The sequence below is a fragment of the Massilia horti genome, from assembly GCF_004614195.1.
GTDB classification, from domain to species: Bacteria; Pseudomonadota; Gammaproteobacteria; order Burkholderiales; family Burkholderiaceae_D; genus Telluria; species Telluria horti.
This window is the reverse complement of record NZ_SPUM01000002.1, coordinates 1-20,154: the sequence shown is the minus strand read 5'-3', so window position 1 is coordinate 20,154 and position 20,154 is coordinate 1. Positions and strand designations below refer to the sequence as shown.

At 62.5% G+C, this 20,154-nt stretch carries 21 protein-coding genes; 13 read left to right on the top strand and 8 right to left on the bottom strand.

Features of this window, described 5'->3' with window-relative positions:
- Positions 1-211 precede the first annotated feature (211 nt).
- Positions 212-760: a DUF2939 domain-containing protein gene (locus tag E4O92_RS00155; RefSeq protein ID WP_135187716.1), complete on the bottom strand. Its 549-nt coding sequence runs from the start codon at positions 758-760 to the stop codon at positions 212-214.
- Positions 761-1,332: 572 nt separating this feature from the next.
- Here E4O92_RS00155 and E4O92_RS00150 point away from each other — a divergent pair.
- Positions 1,333-4,254 (top strand): alkaline phosphatase family protein, encoded by a 2,922-nt coding sequence (locus E4O92_RS00150; protein ID WP_135187715.1) that lies wholly within the window; start codon positions 1,333-1,335, stop codon positions 4,252-4,254.
- A gap of 56 nt (positions 4,255-4,310) precedes the next feature.
- Here E4O92_RS00150 and hslO read toward each other — a convergent pair whose 3' ends face one another.
- Positions 4,311-5,267, bottom strand: a complete 957-nt coding sequence (gene hslO / locus E4O92_RS00145) for an Hsp33 family molecular chaperone HslO (protein ID WP_135187714.1) — start codon at positions 5,265-5,267, stop codon at positions 4,311-4,313.
- Positions 5,268-5,270: 3 nt separating this feature from the next.
- The gene (locus E4O92_RS00140) at positions 5,271-5,795 is read right to left on the bottom strand and encodes a gamma carbonic anhydrase family protein (protein ID WP_135187713.1); all 525 of its coding nucleotides are present in this window, start codon (positions 5,793-5,795) and stop codon (positions 5,271-5,273) included.
- A gap of 147 nt (positions 5,796-5,942) precedes the next feature.
- Here E4O92_RS00140 and E4O92_RS00135 point away from each other — a divergent pair, with 147 nt between their 5' ends.
- The 3 genes from E4O92_RS00135 to E4O92_RS00125 all read left to right on the top strand — a co-directional run bounded on the left by E4O92_RS00135 (position 5,943) and on the right by E4O92_RS00125 (position 8,199).
- Positions 5,943-6,827, top strand: a complete 885-nt coding sequence (locus E4O92_RS00135; RefSeq protein ID WP_135187712.1) for an alpha/beta fold hydrolase — start codon at positions 5,943-5,945, stop codon at positions 6,825-6,827.
- A gap of 119 nt (positions 6,828-6,946) precedes the next feature.
- Positions 6,947-7,648, top strand: a complete 702-nt coding sequence (locus E4O92_RS00130; RefSeq protein WP_135187711.1) for a hypothetical protein — start codon at positions 6,947-6,949, stop codon at positions 7,646-7,648.
- A complete protein-coding gene (locus E4O92_RS00125) occupies positions 7,645-8,199 on the top strand; it encodes a FlgO family outer membrane protein (RefSeq protein ID WP_135187710.1) in 555 nt (184 codons plus the stop codon). The genes E4O92_RS00130 and E4O92_RS00125 overlap by 4 nt, the downstream gene beginning before the upstream one ends.
- 172 nt (positions 8,200-8,371) lie before the next feature.
- Here the strand turns inward: E4O92_RS00125 and E4O92_RS00120 are convergent, their stop codons facing one another.
- Positions 8,372-8,770, bottom strand: a complete 399-nt coding sequence (locus tag E4O92_RS00120) for a GFA family protein (protein ID WP_135187709.1) — start codon at positions 8,768-8,770, stop codon at positions 8,372-8,374.
- A gap of 138 nt (positions 8,771-8,908) precedes the next feature.
- Between E4O92_RS00120 and E4O92_RS00115 the strand changes: the two genes are divergently transcribed.
- From E4O92_RS00115 to bamC, 8 genes are all read left to right on the top strand, one after another.
- A complete protein-coding gene (locus tag E4O92_RS00115) occupies positions 8,909-9,742 on the top strand; it encodes a 3',5'-nucleoside bisphosphate phosphatase (RefSeq protein WP_135187708.1) in 834 nt (277 codons plus the stop codon).
- Positions 9,743-10,028: 286 nt separating this feature from the next.
- Positions 10,029-10,910 (top strand): protease HtpX, encoded by an 882-nt coding sequence (gene htpX / locus E4O92_RS00110; RefSeq protein ID WP_135187707.1) that lies wholly within the window; start codon positions 10,029-10,031, stop codon positions 10,908-10,910.
- Between the two features lie 19 nt (positions 10,911-10,929).
- Entirely contained in the window at positions 10,930-11,553 is a 624-nt protein-coding gene (locus tag E4O92_RS00105; RefSeq protein ID WP_135187706.1) for an L-threonylcarbamoyladenylate synthase, read from the top strand.
- 99 nt (positions 11,554-11,652) lie between these two features.
- The gene (locus tag E4O92_RS00100; RefSeq protein ID WP_135187705.1) at positions 11,653-12,309 is read left to right on the top strand and encodes a site-2 protease family protein; all 657 of its coding nucleotides are present in this window, start codon (positions 11,653-11,655) and stop codon (positions 12,307-12,309) included.
- Positions 12,310-12,315: 6 nt separating this feature from the next.
- Positions 12,316-13,518 (top strand): tryptophan--tRNA ligase, encoded by a 1,203-nt coding sequence (locus E4O92_RS00095; protein ID WP_135187704.1) that lies wholly within the window; start codon positions 12,316-12,318, stop codon positions 13,516-13,518.
- The gene (locus E4O92_RS00090; protein WP_135187703.1) at positions 13,518-14,096 is read left to right on the top strand and encodes a class I SAM-dependent methyltransferase; all 579 of its coding nucleotides are present in this window, start codon (positions 13,518-13,520) and stop codon (positions 14,094-14,096) included. Before E4O92_RS00095 ends, E4O92_RS00090 begins: the two co-directional genes overlap by 1 nt.
- A 60-nt stretch (positions 14,097-14,156) precedes the next feature.
- Positions 14,157-15,041, top strand: a complete 885-nt coding sequence (gene dapA / locus E4O92_RS00085) for a 4-hydroxy-tetrahydrodipicolinate synthase (protein ID WP_135187702.1) — start codon at positions 14,157-14,159, stop codon at positions 15,039-15,041.
- A 41-nt stretch (positions 15,042-15,082) separates the two neighbouring features.
- Positions 15,083-16,210 carry an NlpB/DapX family lipoprotein gene (gene bamC, locus E4O92_RS00080; protein ID WP_135187701.1) on the top strand — a complete coding sequence of 376 codons (1,128 nt, stop codon included), beginning with the start codon at positions 15,083-15,085 and terminating at the stop codon, positions 16,208-16,210.
- A 303-nt stretch (positions 16,211-16,513) separates the two neighbouring features.
- Here bamC and E4O92_RS00075 read toward each other — a convergent pair whose 3' ends face one another.
- The 4 genes from E4O92_RS00075 to E4O92_RS00060 form a co-directional block, all read right to left on the bottom strand.
- Complete coding sequence (locus E4O92_RS00075; protein ID WP_135187700.1) at positions 16,514-17,023, bottom strand: aspartate carbamoyltransferase; 510 nt, start codon at positions 17,021-17,023, stop codon at positions 16,514-16,516.
- A 147-nt stretch (positions 17,024-17,170) separates the two neighbouring features.
- Positions 17,171-17,419, bottom strand: coding sequence for a hypothetical protein (locus E4O92_RS00070; RefSeq protein WP_135187699.1), 249 nt, complete (start codon positions 17,417-17,419; stop codon positions 17,171-17,173).
- Between the two features lie 257 nt (positions 17,420-17,676).
- Entirely contained in the window at positions 17,677-18,156 is a 480-nt protein-coding gene (locus tag E4O92_RS00065; protein WP_135187698.1) for a DUF7931 domain-containing protein, read from the bottom strand.
- A 9-nt stretch (positions 18,157-18,165) separates the two neighbouring features.
- Positions 18,166-19,287, bottom strand: a complete 1,122-nt coding sequence (locus tag E4O92_RS00060) for a ribosomal protein uL16 3-hydroxylase (protein ID WP_135187697.1) — start codon at positions 19,285-19,287, stop codon at positions 18,166-18,168.
- A gap of 79 nt (positions 19,288-19,366) precedes the next feature.
- On the opposite strand from E4O92_RS00060, the gene E4O92_RS00055 reads away from it, so the two are divergent.
- Positions 19,367-19,921: an FKBP-type peptidyl-prolyl cis-trans isomerase gene (locus E4O92_RS00055; RefSeq protein WP_135187696.1), complete on the top strand. Its 555-nt coding sequence runs from the start codon at positions 19,367-19,369 to the stop codon at positions 19,919-19,921.
- Positions 19,922-20,154 lie beyond the last annotated feature (233 nt).

The window sequence follows — 20,154 nt, the reverse complement described above, 5'->3', positions numbered from 1 at the left end:
TGCGTACGGGGGAGGGGAGGCGGTGAACTCGCCGCTTGGGGCGGCCAAGGTGAAACGGACGGCGGGCGGCGAGGCTTGGCTGAATTTAAGTCGTAACAGCCTTTGGAACTGCTGCTCGCCCGAGCCTGTTTACGGGGCAGCCGCCTGGCCAACGGTGTGGGCCGTTGGCGCCGGGGCGGCTTGCCAACAAATGAAACCTTCGAATTGAAGCTTAATGCATATCAGCCGAGATCTTGGCGGGAAGTTCAATGGCTACGAGCTTCCAACTCCAGAACCCGTAGCGTTTGAAAATGAAACTGCCTTCATTAGGTCCCTTCCCAGACAGCGCGAACTTGTCCCAGCTACGATACGACACCGAGTAATCGACCTTGTCGCTACCCGGAGACGGCTCACTTGCCACTTCACCGGGTTTCGGCAACTCGGCTTTACCGCTCCTCATCATTGCAATCACGCCAGCGGGTGAAACAGCTGCATCGATCAGTGGGTTGACGATGGCGATTGCCATCGCCTGGCCCAAGGCCGCGAATGGATTTTTGCTTGCATCCTCCCTGGCCATCTCTTTGCCAATGACGGCCATAACTTGGCCCTTGAGGTTTTCACGAAGGGAGGGGAAGTCTACATGTTCTGACACAGCGTCCGCATCTTGGCTTTGGATAGCGGAATGGATTCGATGCAGTTCCCAATAAGGGCTGGCAAAGATCGATGCTGCGAAAAGAGCAGCGGCGACACCGCCGGCGATGAGTGGTCGGTTAGGCTTCATTTGGGTCTCATGATGGATCGGGACACCATCATAACGAGTTCGTGATGGCCCGAATCTCACCAATTGTTTCCCATTCAGCAATAGGAGAGCTGCGAAGGAAGTTTTCGATCTGATCGGCCCGGATACCAGGATCAAGTGCAGCCCCGAGAAGCGCGACCGGGAGCGGAACAAAAAGGGCGTCACATGCACTTATACGGCTCAGTTGAACGACCCGAAGGACTACCACTACCGCTGCTGGATCGGGATCAATCTGCGCACTGGTGATGGCGACGTGCGTGTCTCCTGCTAATTTTGCATTTGCGACGGTGGCACTGGCAGCAGGAGATCTCTTTCGGAGCGCTCGCGCGCCTTATTGGGCGACCTGCCTGCCAATTGCGGTTAAGCGTCTGCTCCGGTTCCGCCGCCGGTAGTCGGCGAACACCAATTGGTATTGCAAGGGCGGGGTGTACGTCAGCAGATTTCGGGCGTTGTTGTTTTCTTGATCATTCTACTGTTACTGTTGGTAGCTTTTCTTATTTGAAAGGAAGGGGCACGATTTGAATATGTAGGATTTCTCTTACAGGAGGTCAGGCATGTTCCAAATCTCGGTAGTCAACCGCAGCCACACAGTTTCGGACGCGGAGTTGCACCGCGTCGTTCGCGCCATCAACCGCCAGATCAAGGAAGACTTCGAGCCCTATTGGGGGTTTGGCGGGACACTCCGGGTAGAGGGGCCGGCGCGGGGGCCTATCGATATCAGGGCATTGACCGAATTACGCGGCGACGCAATCCTGTACATCGTTGACTCCGGCACGTCCGACGACATGCTGGGCTACCACGAACGTAACCTGTGCGGCATTCCCTATGGTTTCGTCTATCTCGACCTGTGTGCCGAGCTCGGCGACCCCTGGTCGGCTACCCTGTCCCATGAGGCCCTCGAGCTGCTGGGCGATCCGCAAGCCAACCTGCTGGTACTGGGACCGAACCCGGCGGGCAGCAAGCCGGCCAAGGTTTATCACTGGTTTGAAATGTGCGACGCGGTGCAGGCCCAGTTCTACCAGATCGACGAGGTCACCGTCTCCAACTTTGTCCTGCCCAGCTACTTCTCGCCCAACGACGGCGGCGGGCGCACGAATTTCAGCGGCACGCCGCTGGAGCCGTTCAAGGCCGCTCCCGGGGGCTATATCGGTTTCTTCAAGCCAGGGAGAGAAGCCGCGCAGCAGTTTTTTGGCGACAGGATTGCCGAGCAGCGTTACGAGCTCAAGAAAGAAGCCTTGCTGCCGGTGGGCGATCAGCCGTGTGGCCGGAGCGCACGTCGCCAGGAAACCGGGATCAAGCCAGACGTGGATTCGCCGGCTCGGGAAGTCAACGGGAAAGACCCGATCCGTCACGTTGTCGTACTGATGCTCGAGAACCGCTCCTTCGATCATGTGCTCGGCGGCCTGCAAGGTGCCATTCCGGGGCTCGATGGCGTCGATCCAAAGGAGCCGGGCGTGAACGTCGACGCGAAGACCGGCAAGGCATATGAGCAGCTACCGATCGCCAGGGACTGGGTGTCGCATTCGTTTAAGGTGCCCCACGAATTCGACGACGTCACTGAACAACTTCAGGACCATGGCGCGCACTTCGTCAACAGCTTCGTCAGGAACCGACCGAACTCCACCCCTGAGGAACGGCAGCAGGTAATGGCGTACTTCAAAGACGGCGATCTTCCCGTGACGCATGCGCTCGCAAAAAAATACCTGGTCTGCAACCGCTGGTTCTCGTCGTTGCCCGGGCCGACCTGGCCAAACCGCTTTTTCGTACACAGCGGCACCTCACTTGGAAACGTCGTGATGCCGAGCCTGAGTGATCCCACCTCATTGGGGCAGTATTGGGGCAAGTTCAGCCAGCCCACCATCTATGATCGACTCGATGAGGCACGGGTGAACGGTAAGCCGGTGTCGTGGCGCATCTATCACGATGGTTTTCCTCAGTCGATCATTCTCGACCGGCTCAAGAGACCTTTCCTCACCGGGCGCTATTCGCCTATTGAAAATTTCGTCGAGGATGCCAAGGACGAAAAGAATTTTCCGGACTATGTGTTCATCGAGCCGCGCTTCCTGGGCGGGTTTTTCAGCAAGGAGAACGATCAGCATCCGCCCGTCGGCATGCTCGATGGCGAACGGTTGCTTGCGACGGTCTATAACGCGATCCGCAGCAACAAGGACTTGTGGCACTCCACGTTGCTGGTGTTGACCTATGACGAGCACGGCGGCTTTTATGACCATGTCGTGCCGCCGGCAGCCATCGCGCCGGACAACAGCGCTTCGAAATTTGCCTTCAACCAGCTCGGCGTGCGCGTGCCGGCCATCTTGATCTCGCCTTGGCTGCCCGCCGGCTGTGACGACACGGTCTACGACCACACGAGTATCCTGAGCTACCTTCTGGAAAAGTATGCCTTGCCGCCGCTGGGCGAGCGCACCCAGCCGCTGGCGCCTACTGGTTTTGCATCGCGTTTCCTGCAAAAGCCGCGCGAGGACGGCGACACATTGGCGCCGTTCGGGCTGGACGGGACAAGCCGGCGTGGCGCAATGGCGGGGCGTGAACCTGCCGAGCCGGACGAGGGACAGCTCCTTTTGCTGGCGATGGCCGAACAGCTCCGGCGGCACGACAAGGCGAAGGAACGCGGTGCGGCGCTGCCATCGGTTCCCTCGGACTTGCCATCCTTGATCCCGTCCGACGCGTACCGCTTTGCGCGGCACGTCGACACTCTTGACGAGTGGCTGCAGACGCGCGACAACGGCGGCGCGCGGCCACACGCTCCCCGGAAGGCTGGTTCGCGCACCCGCGCCAGCGCGGGCGCGTGGGGCATGGGCACTGGTCCGGTCGCGCAACATCCCGGATTGAAGGGCATCGATGTGTGGGCGGGCACCGGCAAGATCGAATGGGAGCAGGTCAAGGCATCCGGAATCGATTTTGTGTATGTGAGAGCGGCCTATGGTACCCATCCAGACAAGTTCGCCCTGGCCAATATCAACGGCGCGAAGGACGCTGGCTTGGCATGCGGCGTATATCATTTCCTCCGGACCAGTGAGGACTATCGGAAGCAGATCGATCTCATGTTGAAACAGCTCGATCTACTCGGGGTCGGGAAGGGCGATTTGCCACCGGCACTGGATGTGGAAGACAACCCTCAGTTCGATGGTCCGTGGAATGCGGCGAACAATGACGCCTATCTGACCGCGCTGAGATACTGGATCGATGACGTACGCAAGAAGACCGGCGATGCGGCACCCGTGCTGTACACCCGCGCAAGTTTTTGGCAGCAGTTGGGCAATCCGGATGGATACAACGACTGCCCGCTCTGGATTGCCCACTACACCGAAAAGAACCCGCGCTTGCCCCGGGGATGGCAAGACTATAAGTTGTGGCAATACAGCGAGAGCGGTCGAGTTCCCGGCATTGCGGTGCCGGTCGACCTCAATAGTTTCCCAGGGACGATGGCCGAGCTAAGGGCGCTGATGTTGAAGTAGCCTGCGTGCCGCAACGAGGCGTCGACAACGGGGTGGGTCGACGCCTTCGGAAAATGTCAGTGCTTCACCCCGGACGCCGGCATTACCGCATCGGCGGTAGTGCTCGTGGCGAACAGCTGCGCGCAGTCGACCTGGTCGAACGCGTAGTGCTTGCCGCAGAAGTCGCAGTTGATCGCCAGCGTGCCAAGATCGGCCAGCGCGGACTCGACTTCCTTCTGGCCCAGCATCTTGAGCATGTTGCCGACCTTTTCGCGAGTGCAGCTGCAGAAAAAGCTGGGGTGCGCCGGATCGAAAACACGCAGCGTCTCTTCCCAGAACAGGCGTGTGAGCAGCGTCTGCATGTCAGTGGAAAGCAGCTCTTCCCGCTTGACCGTATTGCCCAGCATAACCGCGCGGTTCCAGGTTTCGAGGTCTTCCTCCTCGCTGGCCTGCTTGACCTGGCCTTCGGCGGCGCTGTTGCGCGGCAGCTTTTGCAGCAGCAGGCCGCGCACGATATGGTCGTCGGCGGCGAGCCACAGCCGGGTGTCCATCTGTTCCGAGCGCAGCATGTAGTGCTCGATCACGGTCGCGATATCCTCGCCGTCGAGCGGCACCACGCCCTGGTAGGGCTGTTGGCCGGGCACCTTGTCGAGCGGGTCGAGCGTGATCACGAAGCGGCCCTTGCCGTGTACGTTCAGCAGCTGGGCCAGCGTGGCGTCGTCGGGGATCGTGCTGCCAGGGGCCAGCTTGGCGGTCGCGCGCAGGCGCAGGTCGGCGTCGCACTCGACCACCAGCAGCCTGATCGGGCCGTCGCCGTGAATCTGCATCACCATCGCGCCGTTGAATTTGAGGTTGGCCGACAGCAGTGCCGCCGCGCCGACCATTTCGCCCAACAAGGCGCGCACCGCCTTCGGGTAGTCGTGCCGTGCCTGGATTTCTTGCCAGGCCTCGGAAATCTCGACCAGTTCGCCGCGCACGGCGGCATTGTCGAAGATGAATCGTTGCAGGGTGTCCTTGTTGGTGTCTGTCGTCATTGTCTATCCAATTTTCTTGAGCTGCGCCTTGAATAGCTGGCCGCGTGCCACGTAGCTGGCGGCACTGCCTGCAAGGCGCTGCAGGTCGTCTTCCGTGAGCGTGCGCACCACCTTGGCGGGCGAACCGAGGATCAGCGAGTGGTCCGGGAACTCCTTGCCTTCGGTAACCAGCGCGCCAGCGCCGACCAGGCAGCCTTTGCCGATCTTCGCGCCGTTGAGCACTACCGCGCCGATACCGATCAGCGAACCGTCGCCGATGGTGCAGCCGTGCAGCATGGCCATGTGGCCGATGGTGACGTTGCTGCCGAGCGTGAGCGGAAAGCCCATGTCCGTGTGCATCACCGTATTTTCCTGCACGTTGCTGTTGTCGCCGATCGTGATGCGCTCGTTGTCGCCGCGGATCGTCACCCCGGACCACACCGAGGCGTTGGCCTGAACCGTCACCTTGCCGATCAGGTTGGCCGACTCGGCCACGTAGGCCGACGCGTCGATCTCGGGCGCATGCTCGCCCAGCTGGTATATCGCCATGGGATATGCTCGCGGAAGGGTTGAAATTGTCGCTATTTTACGCTCTTGGGCCTGCCATCGTCGGGTTGAGGGCAGATTGGGCTGTCTGACGGAAATTCAACGCCTCGCGTATAATCGTACGATCGTACTTTTATTGGCGTGCCAGCAATGCAGAAACCGTCCCGATCCGAATTCCTCTCCGTACGCGGCCTGTCCACCCACGTGCGCCACTGGGGCCGCGAAGGCGCGCCCAAAATCTTCATGCTGCATGGCTGGATGGACGTGGCCGCTTCATTCCAGTTCGTCGTCGATGCGCTTGAGAAAGACTGGCATGTGATCGCGCACGACTGGCGTGGCTTTGGCCTGACTGACCGGGCCAAAGCCGACACGTACTGGTTCCCCGATTATATGGGCGACCTGGAGGCGATCCTGGATCACTACGCGCCGGGCGAGGCGGTCAATCTGCTGGGGCACAGCATGGGCGGCAACATCGCCTGCCTGTACGCGGGCGTGCGGCCGGCGCGCATCGGCAAGCTGATCAATTTGGAGGGCTTCGGCCTGCCGGTAACCAATCCGGAGCAGGCGCCGGGCCGCTTTGCGCAATGGCTCGACGCCTTGACGCAGCCGCCGGCCATGCGCGGCTACGCCAGCCTGGATGAGGTGGCGGCGCGGCTGCAGAAGACCAATCCGCGCTTGTCAAACGAGAAGGCGGCCTTCCTTGCCGCGCACTGGTCGGCACCCAACGAGGCTGGCGAGTGGATGATCCTGGGCGATCCGGCGCACAAGATGACCAGCCCGCTGCTTTACCATTCGGAAGAGGTGCTGGCCTGCTGGCGCCGCATCACCGCACCGGTGCTGTGGGTCGAGGCCGAGGACACCAACATGTGGCGCTGGATGGGGCCGAAGGAGCAGGCGCGCGCCGAGATCGACCGCCGGCTCGGGCACCTGGCGCGTGTGACGCCGAAAATGATGCCGGATGCCGGCCACATGCTGCACCATGACCAGCCGGAATTGCTGGCGCAGATGATCGAGGATTTTCTCGGCGAACCGTAAGGCCGTTGCAAACAGTGGTCATCGGCAGGCCAAGTTAGTTGCTTTTGGGCAATGGATTGTGCTACAGTCCGTTGCCTTTGTATCTCGCGCGGCGGGTGCGGCAACTTGGAAAAATACAGATGAGAAGACAATTGCTTGGCCGTGCGGTCGCGCCTTGCACGGCAGCACTGCTCTTGGCGGGCTGTGCATTCCCCTATAGTCCTGCTCCGGTCGTCACGAACTTTCGCACGATTCATCAGGAGAAGGTGCTGGCGGCGGCCCACTGGAAGGCCATCTCGGCCCATATCGAACAGCAATTGAGTCCGGCGTTGCGGAACGCTCCGCGTCTGCCGCTGTATGTCCAGCCGGTACAGGCGACGCCGTTCAATCAGGCGCTCGCCAGCCAGATGATCACCTCGCTGGTCAACGATGGCTTCGTCGTCTCCAAGATGCCGGAAGGAGCGCTGCTGGTCGAGATCGATACCCAGGCCGTCGAGTTTTCGAGGAACCGGCCGCAATACAAGACCACCGGCGAGCACTCGGCACTGGCGGCCGGGCTGTGGGTGCTTACTGACATCCAGTCGCACACGCCGCAGTGGTTCGCGACCGCGGCGATCTTCACCCAGGACGCGTATAAGTGGTTCCAATCGCAATTCGCGACAGGTGAAACGCCGAAGACCGAGATCTTGATCAGCGTCGGTGTTTCGAGCGAGCAGCGCTACTATGCGCGCTCCACCTCGGTCTACTACACCAGCGACAGCGACCGCACGTTGTATCAGGTGGAGCCGCCCAAGGTCCAGCTCGTCAAATCCTTCGCTGTGAAAGGGGAGGGGCGGCAATGAGGGCGCGTGACAAACTGGCCAGCGCCATGCTCGCTTGCCCGCTGTTCTTGGCCGGGTGCTCGTTCGGCCCCCAACCCGACGCGCCGAGCTATGCGTCGGTTACGTCCAATACCTTTGTCGCGGCCAACTACCGGGCAGCGGATGAGCTGCTCAAGCAGCTGAGCGGCAAGATCGTGGACGGTCAGCCGCTCATCATGGCCACCATCGTCAACATCGACGCGCTCGACGAATCCTCGACGCTGGGGCGGGTGGTGTCCGAACAGGTTTCGACCCGGCTGGCGCAGGGCGGCTTGAAGATGCTCGAGATGAAGTTGCGCAGCAATGTGTACCTGAAGCGCAACCAGGGCGAGCTGATGCTGACCCGCGAGATCGGCGAGGTGGCGCATAACCACAACGCCCAGGCGGTCGTGGTCGGATCGTATGCGGAGACCAGCGAAGCAGTGTTCGTGAACATCAAGGTGATCCAGCCAACGAACAATTTCGTGCTGGCTGGCCACGACTTCGTGCTGGCGAAAGATCCGACGATCCGCTCGATGCTCAAGCGCTACTAGAATCAAGCCAAGCGCACGCCACAACAATAGTTAACCCCAAAATCGTCGTCCCCGCGCAGGCGGGGACCCATGCTGAGCGTCATTTCATGCGGCCTATGGGTTCCCGCCTGCGCGGGAACGACGTGCTTTACGTTGGTGATTCACGTTACGCCTCGGTAAGCCTCCAGGCTAGTCACAGGTGCCGGATCTCGCTTGGTGCCGTGGCCCAGTTGTCGTTGCGACCGTCGAGCACGCGCACTGGCGCGCCCATCAGTTCGTCGACCGGCAGGTCATCGAGGCAGGCGACGAAGACCGCGTAAAACGGTCCCATGCGCGGCGAGTCGCCGGTCGAAAACGTGTGGATGCCGCACCGCTTGCAGAAGAAATGGCCGTCGCGCATGCTGTGGTAGCGGTATTCGCCAAGTTCCTCTTTGCCTTCCAGGAGCCGGAACGCATCCGGTCCCACTTGCGCGCCCCAGAAGCGCATCTTGGTGCAGATCGTGCAGTTGCACTTGATCGTGCCCAGGCTCATGTCGATATCCGCTTCGAAACGCACCGCGCCGCAATGGCAGCTGCCGTGGTAGGTCTTCATGTTGTCCCGTCGTTATAGTTTTCTCCGGCGACACTCTAACATCAGCTCAGCGCAAGGCAAGCCGCCGTTCCTGGGAGCCCGGGGCCAATGCAGCGTACAATGGATGCATCAATGTACTTGCACGGAACTGTCGCATTCATGCTGAAAGTCGATCTCCATTGCCATTCTAATGTTTCCGACGGCGTGCTCGCGCCCGCCGCTGTGGCGGCGTACGCGCGCAAGGCTGGCGTCGATGCCTGGGCGCTGACCGACCATGACGAAATCGGTGGCATCAAGGCCGCGCGCGCCGCTGCGGCGGATGCGGGCATGCGCTTTGTGGCGGGCGTCGAGATCTCGATCACCTGGGCCGGCGAGACCGTGCACATCGTCGGCTTGCAGATCGACGAGGACAACCCGGCCCTGGTGCAGGGCCTGCACGATACGCGCAGCGGGCGCGACCGGCGCGGGCGCGAGATCGCCGCGCAGCTGGAGCAGGCCGGCATTCCCGGCGCCTTCGAGGGCGCGCTCAAGTACGTGGGCAATCCGGACCTGATGTCGCGTACGCACTTCGCGCGTTACCTGGTCGAGGTCGGCGCTTGCGATTCGACTGCGGAAGTGTTTCGAAAGTACCTGACCGAGGGCAAGCCAGGTTATGTGCCGCACCGCTGGGCAACATTGGAGCAGGCGGTCGGCTGGATTCGCGGCGCGGGCGGCATTGCGGTGATTGCGCACCCGGGTCGCTACAAGTTCACACCGATGATGGAAGGTGCGTTGTTCGACGAGTTCAGGCAACTGGGCGGCAGCGCGATCGAGGTCGTGACGGGCAGCCACACGCCGGACCAGTATCCGGTATATGCGGAGCTGGCGCGGCGCTATGGCTTTTTGGCGTCGCGCGGAACGGACTTCCACGCACCCGGCGAGTCGCGCATCGAGTTTGCGCAGCTGCCGGCGTTGCCGGCCGGAGTGACACCGATTTGGCATGACTGGTTCTGACGGCGTATGCCGGCCCATTGTGCATCAGTCGGGACGGCTTAAGTGATCAGAACCATGGGGCCTCCGGAAGGTTGGGAAGGTGGACGTACGCGAATATGCCGTGCCATCGGCCCTATCGTTTTAGCACGGGATATTGTATTTACAAACCGGCAGAACAGCTAGGTTGGAAAGCTGTTCGCCAAGTGGGACGGCTTTTAAGCAAGCGCTAAGGCAGAGCACTTGTATTTCCAAACAGGCACCCCTATCTTATGCCTGTTTATTCACTCGGCCGGGAGGCTAGACCACAATGAAGCGCATTTTCCTGTTCCTCGCTACCAACCTTGCGGTAGTGCTGGTACTTACCATCGTCATCAACGTGCTGGGGGTTGGCCGTGCCGTAACCGGCGCCGGCATCAACGTCGGGGCACTGGCGGTGTTCTCGCTCGTGGTCGGTTTTACCGGCGCGATCATCTCGCTTTTGATCAGCAAGCCAATGGCCAAGTGGTCCACCGGCGCGCGCGTGATCGAGCAGCCGGCCAACACGACCGAGGCGTGGTTGGTCAACACGGTTCAGAACCTGGCCCAGCGCGCCAACATCGGCATGCCGGAAGTGGCGGTGTACGAGGGCGAGGCGAATGCGTTCGCCACCGGCGCCTTCAAGAACTCGGCGCTGGTCGCGGTCTCGACGGGCCTGTTGGCCAACATGAACCGCGAAGAGGTGGAGGCGGTGCTCGGCCATGAAATCGCTCACGTGGCCAACGGCGACATGATCACCCTGACCCTGATCCAGGGCGTGGTCAACACCTTCGTCGTGTTCCTCTCGCGCGTGGTCGGCTTTTTCGTCGACCAGATGCTCCAGGGGAACAGCAATGAACGCCGTGGCCCGGGCATCGGCTACATGGTCACCGTGTTCGTGTGCCAGATCGTGTTCGGCATCCTGGCGTCGATGATCGTCGCCTGGTTCTCGCGCCAGCGTGAATTCCGCGCCGACGCCGGCTCCGCTCGCCTGCTGGGCAACACCTTGCCGATGCAGCATGCGCTGATGCGCCTGGGCGGCATCGAACCGGGCGCGCTGCCGCAGTCGATGGCCGCTTCCGGCATCTCGGGCGGCGGCAGCGGCTGGGGCGCGCTGTTCTCCAGCCACCCGCCGATCGAAGAGCGCATCGCCGCGCTGCAGCACCTGCGCTGACACCTCGCGTGTCCATGCCATGAGCCAGTACTTCCAGGTCCATCCCGTCAACCCGCAGCCGCGGCTGATCAGGCAGGCGGCGCAGATCATCGAGGGAGGCGGGATCGTCGCGGTGCCGACCGATTCCGCCTATGCGCTGGTGTGCCGGCTCGACGACAAGGCGGCCGCCGACCGCCTGCGCCACATCCGCGGCGTGGACGAGAAGCACCACCTGACGCTGTTGTGCCGCGACCTGTCCGAGATCGCGCTGTACGCGCGCGTGGACAACCAGCAGTACCGGCTGCTCAAGGCCACCACCCCTGGCCCGTACACGGTGATCCTGGAAGCCACGCGCGAAGTGCCGCGCCGGCTGTCGCACCCGTCGCGCAAGACGATCGGCCTGCGCGTGCCGGAAAACCGGATCATGCTGGCGCTGCTCGACGAATTGAAAGCGCCGCTGATCGGCACCACCCTGCAGGTCGCCGGGGACGAGCTCATGCTGTCCGACCCCGAGGTGGTGCAGGAGCGCCTGGGCAAGCAGATCGACCTGGTCATCGACGGCGGCGCCGGCACGCTCGAGCCGACCACCATCGTCGACCTGACCGGCCCCGAGCCAGCCCTGCTGCGGCAGGGCCGGGGCGACCCCGCCGCCTTCGGCTTGTAAGCGAGCCCATATCATCTTCCTGCGCTGCCACCGACTGGCTGCCCCTGGCCAGCAATTGCCCGGACTGCCTGACTCCGGGCTCTGATAGAATTCCCGCTTATGGATCCTGAACTCATACGTAACATCACAGTCTACGCACTGCCCGTCATTTTCGGCATTACCCTGCACGAAGCCGCCCATGCTTATGTCGCCAAGTACTTCGGCGATAACACGGCCTATGCCGCGGGGCGCATGACCATGAACCCGCTGGTCCACATCGACCTGTTCGGAACGATCATCATCCCGGCGTTGCTGTACCTGACGACCGGATTCGTGTTCGGCTACGCCAAGCCGGTGCCGATCGATTTTTCGCGCCTGAGGAAGCCCAAGCGCGACATGGCCTGGGTGGCGCTGGCCGGCCCTGGCGCCAATTTCGTGATGGCGCTGCTGTGGCTGGTGATGGCGGCACTGCTGGCCTTCTTCCAGGTGCAGGAGGCGTTCCCGAACGAGGTCGCCCGGGCCGGCGTGCTGACCAACCTGCTGCTGTTTGCGTTTAACCTGGTGCCGATTCCGCCGCTCGACGGCGGCCGGGTGCTCACCTCGATCCTGCCGAACCGGGCGGCTTACAAGTTTGCGCAGATCGAGCCGTACGGTTTTTTCATCGTGCTCGCCCTGATCTGGCTGAAGCTGCTCGGGTTCTGGGTCATCCCGGTGATGACCGTCGCCAATTACGTGCTGCACCTGATCGCATCTCCCCTGACTTTACTTTTGAGCTAACAGACTATGTACCCAGACCGTGTCGTCTCCGGTATGCGCCCGACCGGCGCCATGCACCTTGGCCACTACCATGGCGCCCTGAAAAACTGGATCAGGATGCAGTCCGAGCAGCCCTGCCTGTTCTTCGTCGCCGACTGGCATGCGCTGACCACCCACTACGACGACCCGTCGATCATCGTCAAGAGCACCTGGGACATGGTGATCGACTGGCTGGCGGCCGGCATCGATCCGTCCCAGGCCACGATCTTTATCCAGTCCAAGGTGCCCGAGCACGCCGAACTGCACCTGCTGCTGTCGATGGCCACGCCGCTTGGCTGGCTCGAGCGGGTGCCGACCTACAAGGACCAGATCGAGAACCTGTCCAACCGCGACCTGGCGACCTACGGCTTCCTCGGCTACCCGCTGCTGCAGGCGGCCGACGTGCTGATCTACCGCGCCAGCCAGGTGCCGGTGGGCGAAGACCAGATCCCGCACATCGAAATGATGCGCGAGATTGCGCGCCGCTTTAACCACCTGTACGGCAAGGAGCCGGGCTTCGAGGAAAAGGCGCTGGAAGCGGTCAAGAAGCTGGGCAGCAAGCGCGCCAAGCTGTACGCCGAACTGCGCACCGCCTTCCAGCAGGAGGGCGAGGAAGAGGCGCTGCAGCAGGCGCGCGCGATGCTGGACGATGCCGGCAGCCTGTCGAACATCGACCGCGAGCGCCTGTTCGGCTACCTCGAGGGCAGCCGCAAGATCATCCTGGTCGAGCCGCAGGTCAAGCTGACCGAGGCGTCGCGCCTGCCGGGCCTGGACGGCCGCAAAATGTCCAAGAGCTACGGCAACGCGATCACGCTGCGCGAAGACCGCGACTCGGTGACCAAGAAGATCCGCACCATGCCCACCGACCCGGCGCGCGTGCGCCGCAGCGATGCGGGCGATCCGAACAAGTGCCCGGTGTTCCAGCTGCACCAGGTCTATTCAGACAGCGAGACCAAGAACTGGGTCGTGAAGGGCTGCACCAGCGCCGGCATCGGTTGCCTGGAATGCAAGCAGCCGGTGGTGGACGCCGTGCTGGCCGAGCAGGAGCCGATGCGCGAACGCGCACAGCAGTACCTGGACGATCCTTCGCTGGTGCGCGCGATCGTCGCCGACGGCTGCGACAAGGCGCGCAAGCTGGCCCAGGAAACCATGCGCGACGTGCGCGAAGCGATGGGCCTGGACTACAGCTGATGGGCGACGGCTTCCACGGTACTGGCGCACCATCGCCATGGGTCCAGCGCTTCGCGCGCCTGGTCCCGCAAGGCGAGGTGCTCGACCTGGCCTGCGGCGGCGGGCGCCATGCGCGCCTGTTCGCAAGCCTGGGCCATCCCGTGCTGGCGCTCGATCGCGATCGAGAGGCGCTGGCGCTGGCTGCCGGCCCCGGCATCCGGACCATGGAGCATGACCTGGAGGTTGAAGGCGCCGTCTGGCCGTTCGAGCCCGGCCGCTTTGCCGGCATCGTGGTCACCAACTACCTGTACCGGCCCTTGCTGGCCAGCCTGGTCAAGTCGCTGGCGCCGAATGGCGTGCTGCTGTACGAGACCTTCGCAGTCGGCAACGAGGCATTCGGCAAGCCGTCCAATCCCGCTTTCCTGCTGGCGCCCGGCGAGTTGCTGGACATGGCGACGCGCGGCGGCCTGCGCGTGGTCGCGTACGAACATGGCGTCGTCAGCCAGCCGAAGAGCGCGCTGGTGCAGCGCCTGTGCGCCTGCGGTCCGCTGCTGCCAAGACTAGAGACCGGGCTCGACCATTTATCTCGGCAGGAATGAACCATAAGCGCGGGCTATCCGCTACAATCAGACTTTTATTTACGGCACAGTCCAAGAATTATGATTAAGGGCAGCATAGTAGCAATCGTCACGCCGATGTTTGACGACGGCAGTCTGGACAAGGACGGCCTGCGCAAGCTGATCGATTGGCACATTGCCGAAGGCACCGATGCGATGGTGATCGTCGGCACCACTGGCGAATCCGCCACCGTTTCTCCCGAAGAACACTGCGAACTGGTCAAACTGGCCGTCGAGCACACCGCCGGGCGCATTCCGGTCATCGCCGGCACGGGCGGCAACTCGACCGCCGAGGCGATCGCGCTGACCCGGCACGCCAAGGAAGTCGGCGCCGACGCTTCGCTGCAGGTGGTGCCGTACTACAACCGCCCGACCCAGGAAGGCATGTACCGCCACTTCAAGGCGATTGCCGAAGCGGTCGACCTGCCGGTAATCCTGTACAACGTGCCCGGCCGTACCGTCGCCGACATGAGCAACGACACCGTGGTGCGCCTGGCGCCGATCGAGAACATCGTCGGCATCAAGGACGCGACCGGAAATATCGCGCGCGGCATCGAACTGATCAAAGCGGTGCCGAGCGATTTTGCGGTTTACTCTGGCGACGACGCGACCGCGATGGCGCTGATGTTCTGCGGCGGCGCGGGCAACATTTCGGTCACCGCCAACGTGGCGCCGCGCGCGATGCATGAGCTGTGCGAGGCGGCGATGGCCGGCGATATCCGCCGCGCAATCGCGATCAACAACCGCGTGCTGGGGCTGCACAGCAAGCTGTTTATCGAGCCGAACCCGGTGCCGGTCAAGTGGGCACTGGCGGAAATGGGCATGATGCCGGCGGGCCTGCGCCTGCCGCTGGCGCCGTTGTCCGAGCAATTCCACGAAACCGTGCGCGCCGCGCTGCGCGAAGCGGACGTGTACCCGAAGGCCTGAACCGTCGCGCGGTTCGGAATACAGACCTGAAACGTAACGATATGACTATTCGCAACAAACAAACCCTGGGCGCCGTGGCGCTGACCGCTGTCGCACTCGGCCTGGCTGGTTGCTCGACCTTGTTCCCGTCGGATAAAGTGGATTACCGTGGCGCCTCCAAGGCCCCGCCGCTGGACGTGCCGCCGGACCTGACCCAGCTCCAGAAGGACAATCGTTACGCGATTCCAGACGGCCGCGGCGTTGCCACGGCTTCCAGCTTCCAGACCGTCGCCGGCACGCCGGTGGTGGCTGCCGCTCCGGGCGAGCGCATCGGCCCGGCCTCGAGCGAGGGCATGCGCGTCGAACGCGCCGGCAACCAGCGCTGGCTGGTGGTCAAGCAGACCCCGGAACAGCTGTGGCCGCAGCTCAAGGACTTCTGGCACGACGCCGGCTTTACGGTCGAATCGGAGTCGACCGCGGCCGGCACCATGGAAACCAACTGGGTCGAGAACCGCGCGAAGATCCCGCAGGACTTCATCCGCCGCACGCTCGGCAAAGTGTTTGACGGCGCCTATTCAACCGGCACGCGCGACAAGTTCCGTACGCGCCTTGAGCGCCTGCCGGACGGCTCGACCGAGATCTATGTCAGCCACCGCGGCGTCGAGGAAGTGCTGACCGGTGCGAACAAGGAAACGACGGCCTGGACCGCACGTCCGAACGACCCGGAGCTGGAAGCTGAGTTCCTGGGCCGCCTGATGGCCCGCCTGAGCGGCGCGCCGACCACCAAGGTAGCAGCGCAAACGGTGGCCAACGCACCGGAAGCGCCGCAGCACGCCAAGCTGGTGGGCGACAAGGTCGAAATGGACGAGGGATTCGACCGCGCATGGCGCCGCGTCGGCCTGGCGCTGGACCGCGTCGGCTTTACGGTGGAAGACCGCGACCGCGTGCAGGGTATCTATTTTGTGCGCTACATCGATCCGGATGCTCCCGAGCAGGGCTTCTTGAACAAGCTGCTGTCCTTCGGCAAGGATTCGGAGAAGGCCAAGGAAGCGCAGCGCTACCGTGTGCTGGTCAAGGCCGAGCAGGGCGCGAGCGTGTCCGAACTGACGGTGCAGTCGAAGGACGGCAAGCCGGAGACGTCGCCGACCGGGGCCAAGATCCTCAAGCTGTTGACCGACGAGCTGAAATAATTTCCCGAGGTGTCACGAAAAAAAACCGGCCTGCGCGGCCGGTTTTTTTTGGGGCTATCTCACCATAAAGTGTGGAGCCCTTGTGCGGCTTATCGGAGGCGTAGGGTGCGCACCTGTGCGCACGCGGTCACAGCATACTGACTTGCGGCTGCCGCTTGCCTGAGCAACGTTCGCGAACCGCGTGCGCACAGGTGCGCACCCTACAATGTCCAGCGGCTACGGGCTTCGGCGGCACTTAGCTGTGAAATAGCCTTTTGTTTTGCTCATGTCACGCGGCCGCCGGCGGGACGACATGCGTCGCCGCTATTTGGCATGAAGCTGGGGAGCTGGCTCCGCCTCCTTTCCATGCTCGGCCAACTGCGCACCAAACTTGTGGACCGCTGCCACCATCTGCTTGTCCTTGCTGCGATACTGCAGCTCCGCTCCGCCGACCACGTCGCGGTACTCGATCGCAAGTATCCCCGGCTTGGCGTTCTTCAGTTGCTCGAGCCCCGGCATCTGCTCGCCATGCACGCTCTCCGGCATTGAAAAATCCCCGGCACGGAACTGCTTGGCAATCTCGCGCAGGTGCTCCCGTACCTGCATCACCTGATGCAGGTCGCGCCGGTCCTTGGCGAGTACGCGCTGAACGCCGCCGTCGGGTAATTTGGTAAATTCATGGGGAGCCCCGGCCAGGTGGATTGGTGCGGCTTCTACGCTGCGCTCGGCCACCGGGTCCTGGTGCGCCACGCGCTCTTCATGCATGTGTTCGCCGTGCTGCGCAAAGGCGGGCAGGACGGCGAGCAGGGCGAGGGCGGGAAAGTACTGTTTCATCGTTGGTTTCTCCTTGTTGAACCAGCGAGATTATTGTCCTGTCCAGCCTGCTGCTCCATGATGGCAGTCAGTGTCGCGCTACTGCCGGGTATGCTAGGGACGAAAAAAAACCGGCCCGAAGGCCGGTTTTCAATCGCACGAAGCTGATTACTTCGAGGAAGCCGGAGCAGCAGCAGCCGGAGCAGCAGCAGCGTCAGCAGCCGAAGTAGCCGAGGTAGCAGCAGCAGCGTCAGCAGCCGGAGCAGCGGCAGCGTCAGCAGCCGGAGCAGCAGCGGTGTCAGCAGCCGGAGCCGGAGCAGCTTCAACTACCGGTGCCGGAGCAGCAGGCTCTTCTTTTTTGCTGCAAGCAGCCAGAGCAACAGCCATCAGGGAGACGATCAGCAGGGATTTTTTCATGATTTTCCTTAATTAATCCAAAAGTAAAGATACTACTTGTTGCGATGAATAATTACCGGTAATTATCGCTCGTCAGGAAAGGCTCGTAGACTTTCATACTGGTAACAGTGTCTGATAGACAACGGAACGTTCCTAACCCGATATTATAGCCAAATTTACTGAATCGCAATAGGAAAGGAATGTCAATTTGTAAGGGATTTGTTTCCCAGCAACATGTATTTTGTTACAAGATGATACGCGGGGAACGGACCGTTTCCTCACAGGCCGGTGGTGGTCGGCGCCAGGCCGGGACGGGACGCCTCCCAGATCGCGGCAAAGCGCTCGCGTGGCACTTCGGTTGCGGCCGGCGCGTCCAGTGCCGCTTCTCCACGCATGTGGTCGCTGTGAAAACGGCGCACGATATGCACGCCGTCGCCGATGCAGAACGAATCGGTCAGACCGGCCAGGCTGCGGTCGGTCGTCCGGCACTCGATCCGGTGGCCATAGTCGCGCAACAGGCGCAAAAAACGCGGGTAGTGGCGCTCGATGTGAGCGCTAGCATGCATCGCCAGGCGCAGCTCGCCGCCGCGCTCCAGGAAGGCGCGCAGCAGGGCATCGACGTCGCTGGCGCCCAGCGGATAGACCGCAAAATCAGGATCGAACATCTCCAGCCGCGCATGCGACGCGGCCAGACAGGCCCGGAAGGCCGCCTCGCAGTCGGCCCGGGTGTCGAAACGCGTCACTTGCGGCTCGGTCATCGTGCGCCTTCAGGAGAGTTCGATCCAGCCGTCCTGGTACCAGGTGTACAGGGCCTCGAGCACGTCGTCCGACGCCTGGGCCAGCAGCGCCCCGTCGAGCCGGCGCTGGTCGGCCAGCACATCGAGCACCACCTTATCCAGGCGGCTCACGGCGAACGATTCGCCGTTGATGAAAACATGCTTGCCGCGATAGAGCATCAAGGTCTTGGGCGAGAGCTTGAGCCCGCGCTTGGCTGCGGTTTCGTTGAAGCGGCCCACCGTCAGCGGCCGGGCCGGGCCGGTGAAGAATACGTTGTGCTTCGGCTCGGACAGGTGTTCGCCTAGGAAGACCGTCACGTCTTCCTCGTCCCAGCGCACCTTGTTCAATTCCTCCAGCACGGTGGTGAGCATGTCGCGCGGGATCTCGGCCGGGTTCTTGGCCGGCTGCAGATCCGGGTCGGCGTAGCGGCCCGGCAGGTCGATTGAGTCGGCCATGAACTGCAGGAAGTTTTCGCCCAGTTCCTGGAAGGCCGGCGCGCGAAAGCCGATCGAGTAGGTCATGCATTCGCCCTCGGCCACGCCGTCATGCGCGTAGTGCGGCGGCAGGTACAGCATGTCGCCCGGTTCGAGCACGAATTCCTGTTCCGGCTCGAAGTTGGCGAGGATCTTGAGCGGCAGGCCCTCGACCAGGGTCAGGTCCTGCTGGGCGCTGATGCGCCAGCGGCGCTTGCCGTGCGCCTGCAGCAGGAACACGTCATACGAATCGAAATGCGGGCCGACCCCGCCGCCATCGGTCGCATAGCTGATCATCAGGTCGTCCAGCCGGGCGTCTGCGATGAAGCGGAACTGGCGCAGCAGCTCGTCCGCGCGTTCGTCGTACAGGTTCACGCCCTGGACCAGCATCGTCCATTCGCGCTGGGTGCGCGGTGGCAGGGTGGTCAGCGGGCCGTGCTGCAGATCCCATTGGCCGTCATTCATCGTGATCAGGCGCGATTCGACGTAGTTCTGGGACGCAAGCGCAGCCAGCTTGTCGAACTTGAGCAGCGGCTTGAAATTGGGAATTGCCTGGCGGATCAGCAGCGGTTGTTTGTGCCAATAATTGCGCAGAAATGTTGCGGGGGTAAGATTGCCGAGGAGCTGTAATTTTTTCATGCGTCATTATAACCAACCGGACAACGGGATAGCGCAGGGCAGGGGGTATAATCCGCACCTTACAACGAAAGGAATCGCGATGAAGATTGCCCAGAACACGGTCGTGACGGTTAACTACAAGCTGTCGGACGCCCAGAACAACCTGATCGAGGAAGGCGTGCAGCCGATGGTGTACCTGCACGGCGGCTATGAGAATACGCTGCCGAAGATCGAGGAGGAGCTCGACGGCAAGGAACCGGGCTACAGCTCGATGATCCAGATCGAACCGGAAGACGCGTTCGGCGATTACGATCCTTCGCTGGTCAAGGTCGAACCGAAGAACCGCCTGCCGCAGCCGGTCGAAGTCGGCATGCAGTTCGAAGGAATGGCCGAAGGCGCCGACGCCGACGAAGAGCCGACCATCTTCACCGTGACCGAGATCGCGGACGACAAGGTGGTGCTTGATGGTAACCACCCGCTGGCTGGCATGGCGCTGCGCTTCGAGCTGTCGGTGGTGGACGTGCGCGCGGCCACGCCGGAAGAGATCACGCACGGGCACGTGCATGGCCCGCACGGACATCATCACGGCGAAGAGGATGAAGGCCTGCCAGACAGCGAGCCGGGGGATCATTTCCGTAGCCATCCGCTGCAGTAAATTCTTACGCATGCGGCATCAAGCCGCGTGTGTGAACCTGTTGGCCGCCGCCTTCCCGCGAAAGACGCCGAAGTTCGTAGGGTGCGCACCTGTGCGCACGCGGTCACGGCTTGAATCTCGGCGGCGCTGGCTTGTTGTGCACACGTGGACGGGTCAGGCATTTGTGGCATGGATGCGTACCGCGTGCGCACAGGTGCGCACCCTACGGTGGTCCGCTCGCGGCGACTTAGTCT

Bases quoted from the DNA above. Each gene is read 5' to 3' on its own strand.
- E4O92_RS00155 (WP_135187716.1), bottom strand. From the start codon at position 760: ATGAAGCCTAACCGACCACTCATCGCCGGCGGTGTCGCCGCTGCTCTT.
- E4O92_RS00150 (WP_135187715.1), top strand. From the start codon at position 1,333: ATGTTCCAAATCTCGGTAGTCAACCGCAGCCACACAGTTTCGGACGCG.
- hslO (WP_135187714.1), bottom strand. From the start codon at position 5,267: ATGACGACAGACACCAACAAGGACACCCTGCAACGATTCATCTTCGAC.
- E4O92_RS00140 (WP_135187713.1), bottom strand. From the start codon at position 5,795: ATGGCGATATACCAGCTGGGCGAGCATGCGCCCGAGATCGACGCGTCG.
- E4O92_RS00135 (WP_135187712.1), top strand. From the start codon at position 5,943: ATGCAGAAACCGTCCCGATCCGAATTCCTCTCCGTACGCGGCCTGTCC.
- E4O92_RS00130 (WP_135187711.1), top strand. From the start codon at position 6,947: ATGAGAAGACAATTGCTTGGCCGTGCGGTCGCGCCTTGCACGGCAGCA.
- E4O92_RS00125 (WP_135187710.1), top strand. From the start codon at position 7,645: ATGAGGGCGCGTGACAAACTGGCCAGCGCCATGCTCGCTTGCCCGCTG.
- E4O92_RS00120 (WP_135187709.1), bottom strand. From the start codon at position 8,770: ATGAAGACCTACCACGGCAGCTGCCATTGCGGCGCGGTGCGTTTCGAA.
- E4O92_RS00115 (WP_135187708.1), top strand. From the start codon at position 8,909: ATGCTGAAAGTCGATCTCCATTGCCATTCTAATGTTTCCGACGGCGTG.
- htpX (WP_135187707.1), top strand. From the start codon at position 10,029: ATGAAGCGCATTTTCCTGTTCCTCGCTACCAACCTTGCGGTAGTGCTG.
- E4O92_RS00105 (WP_135187706.1), top strand. From the start codon at position 10,930: ATGAGCCAGTACTTCCAGGTCCATCCCGTCAACCCGCAGCCGCGGCTG.
- E4O92_RS00100 (WP_135187705.1), top strand. From the start codon at position 11,653: ATGGATCCTGAACTCATACGTAACATCACAGTCTACGCACTGCCCGTC.
- E4O92_RS00095 (WP_135187704.1), top strand. From the start codon at position 12,316: ATGTACCCAGACCGTGTCGTCTCCGGTATGCGCCCGACCGGCGCCATG.
- E4O92_RS00090 (WP_135187703.1), top strand. From the start codon at position 13,518: ATGGGCGACGGCTTCCACGGTACTGGCGCACCATCGCCATGGGTCCAG.
- dapA (WP_135187702.1), top strand. From the start codon at position 14,157: ATGATTAAGGGCAGCATAGTAGCAATCGTCACGCCGATGTTTGACGAC.
- bamC (WP_135187701.1), top strand. From the start codon at position 15,083: ATGACTATTCGCAACAAACAAACCCTGGGCGCCGTGGCGCTGACCGCT.
- E4O92_RS00075 (WP_135187700.1), bottom strand. From the start codon at position 17,023: ATGAAACAGTACTTTCCCGCCCTCGCCCTGCTCGCCGTCCTGCCCGCC.
- E4O92_RS00070 (WP_135187699.1), bottom strand. From the start codon at position 17,419: ATGAAAAAATCCCTGCTGATCGTCTCCCTGATGGCTGTTGCTCTGGCT.
- E4O92_RS00065 (WP_135187698.1), bottom strand. From the start codon at position 18,156: ATGACCGAGCCGCAAGTGACGCGTTTCGACACCCGGGCCGACTGCGAG.
- E4O92_RS00060 (WP_135187697.1), bottom strand. From the start codon at position 19,287: ATGAAAAAATTACAGCTCCTCGGCAATCTTACCCCCGCAACATTTCTG.
- E4O92_RS00055 (WP_135187696.1), top strand. From the start codon at position 19,367: ATGAAGATTGCCCAGAACACGGTCGTGACGGTTAACTACAAGCTGTCG.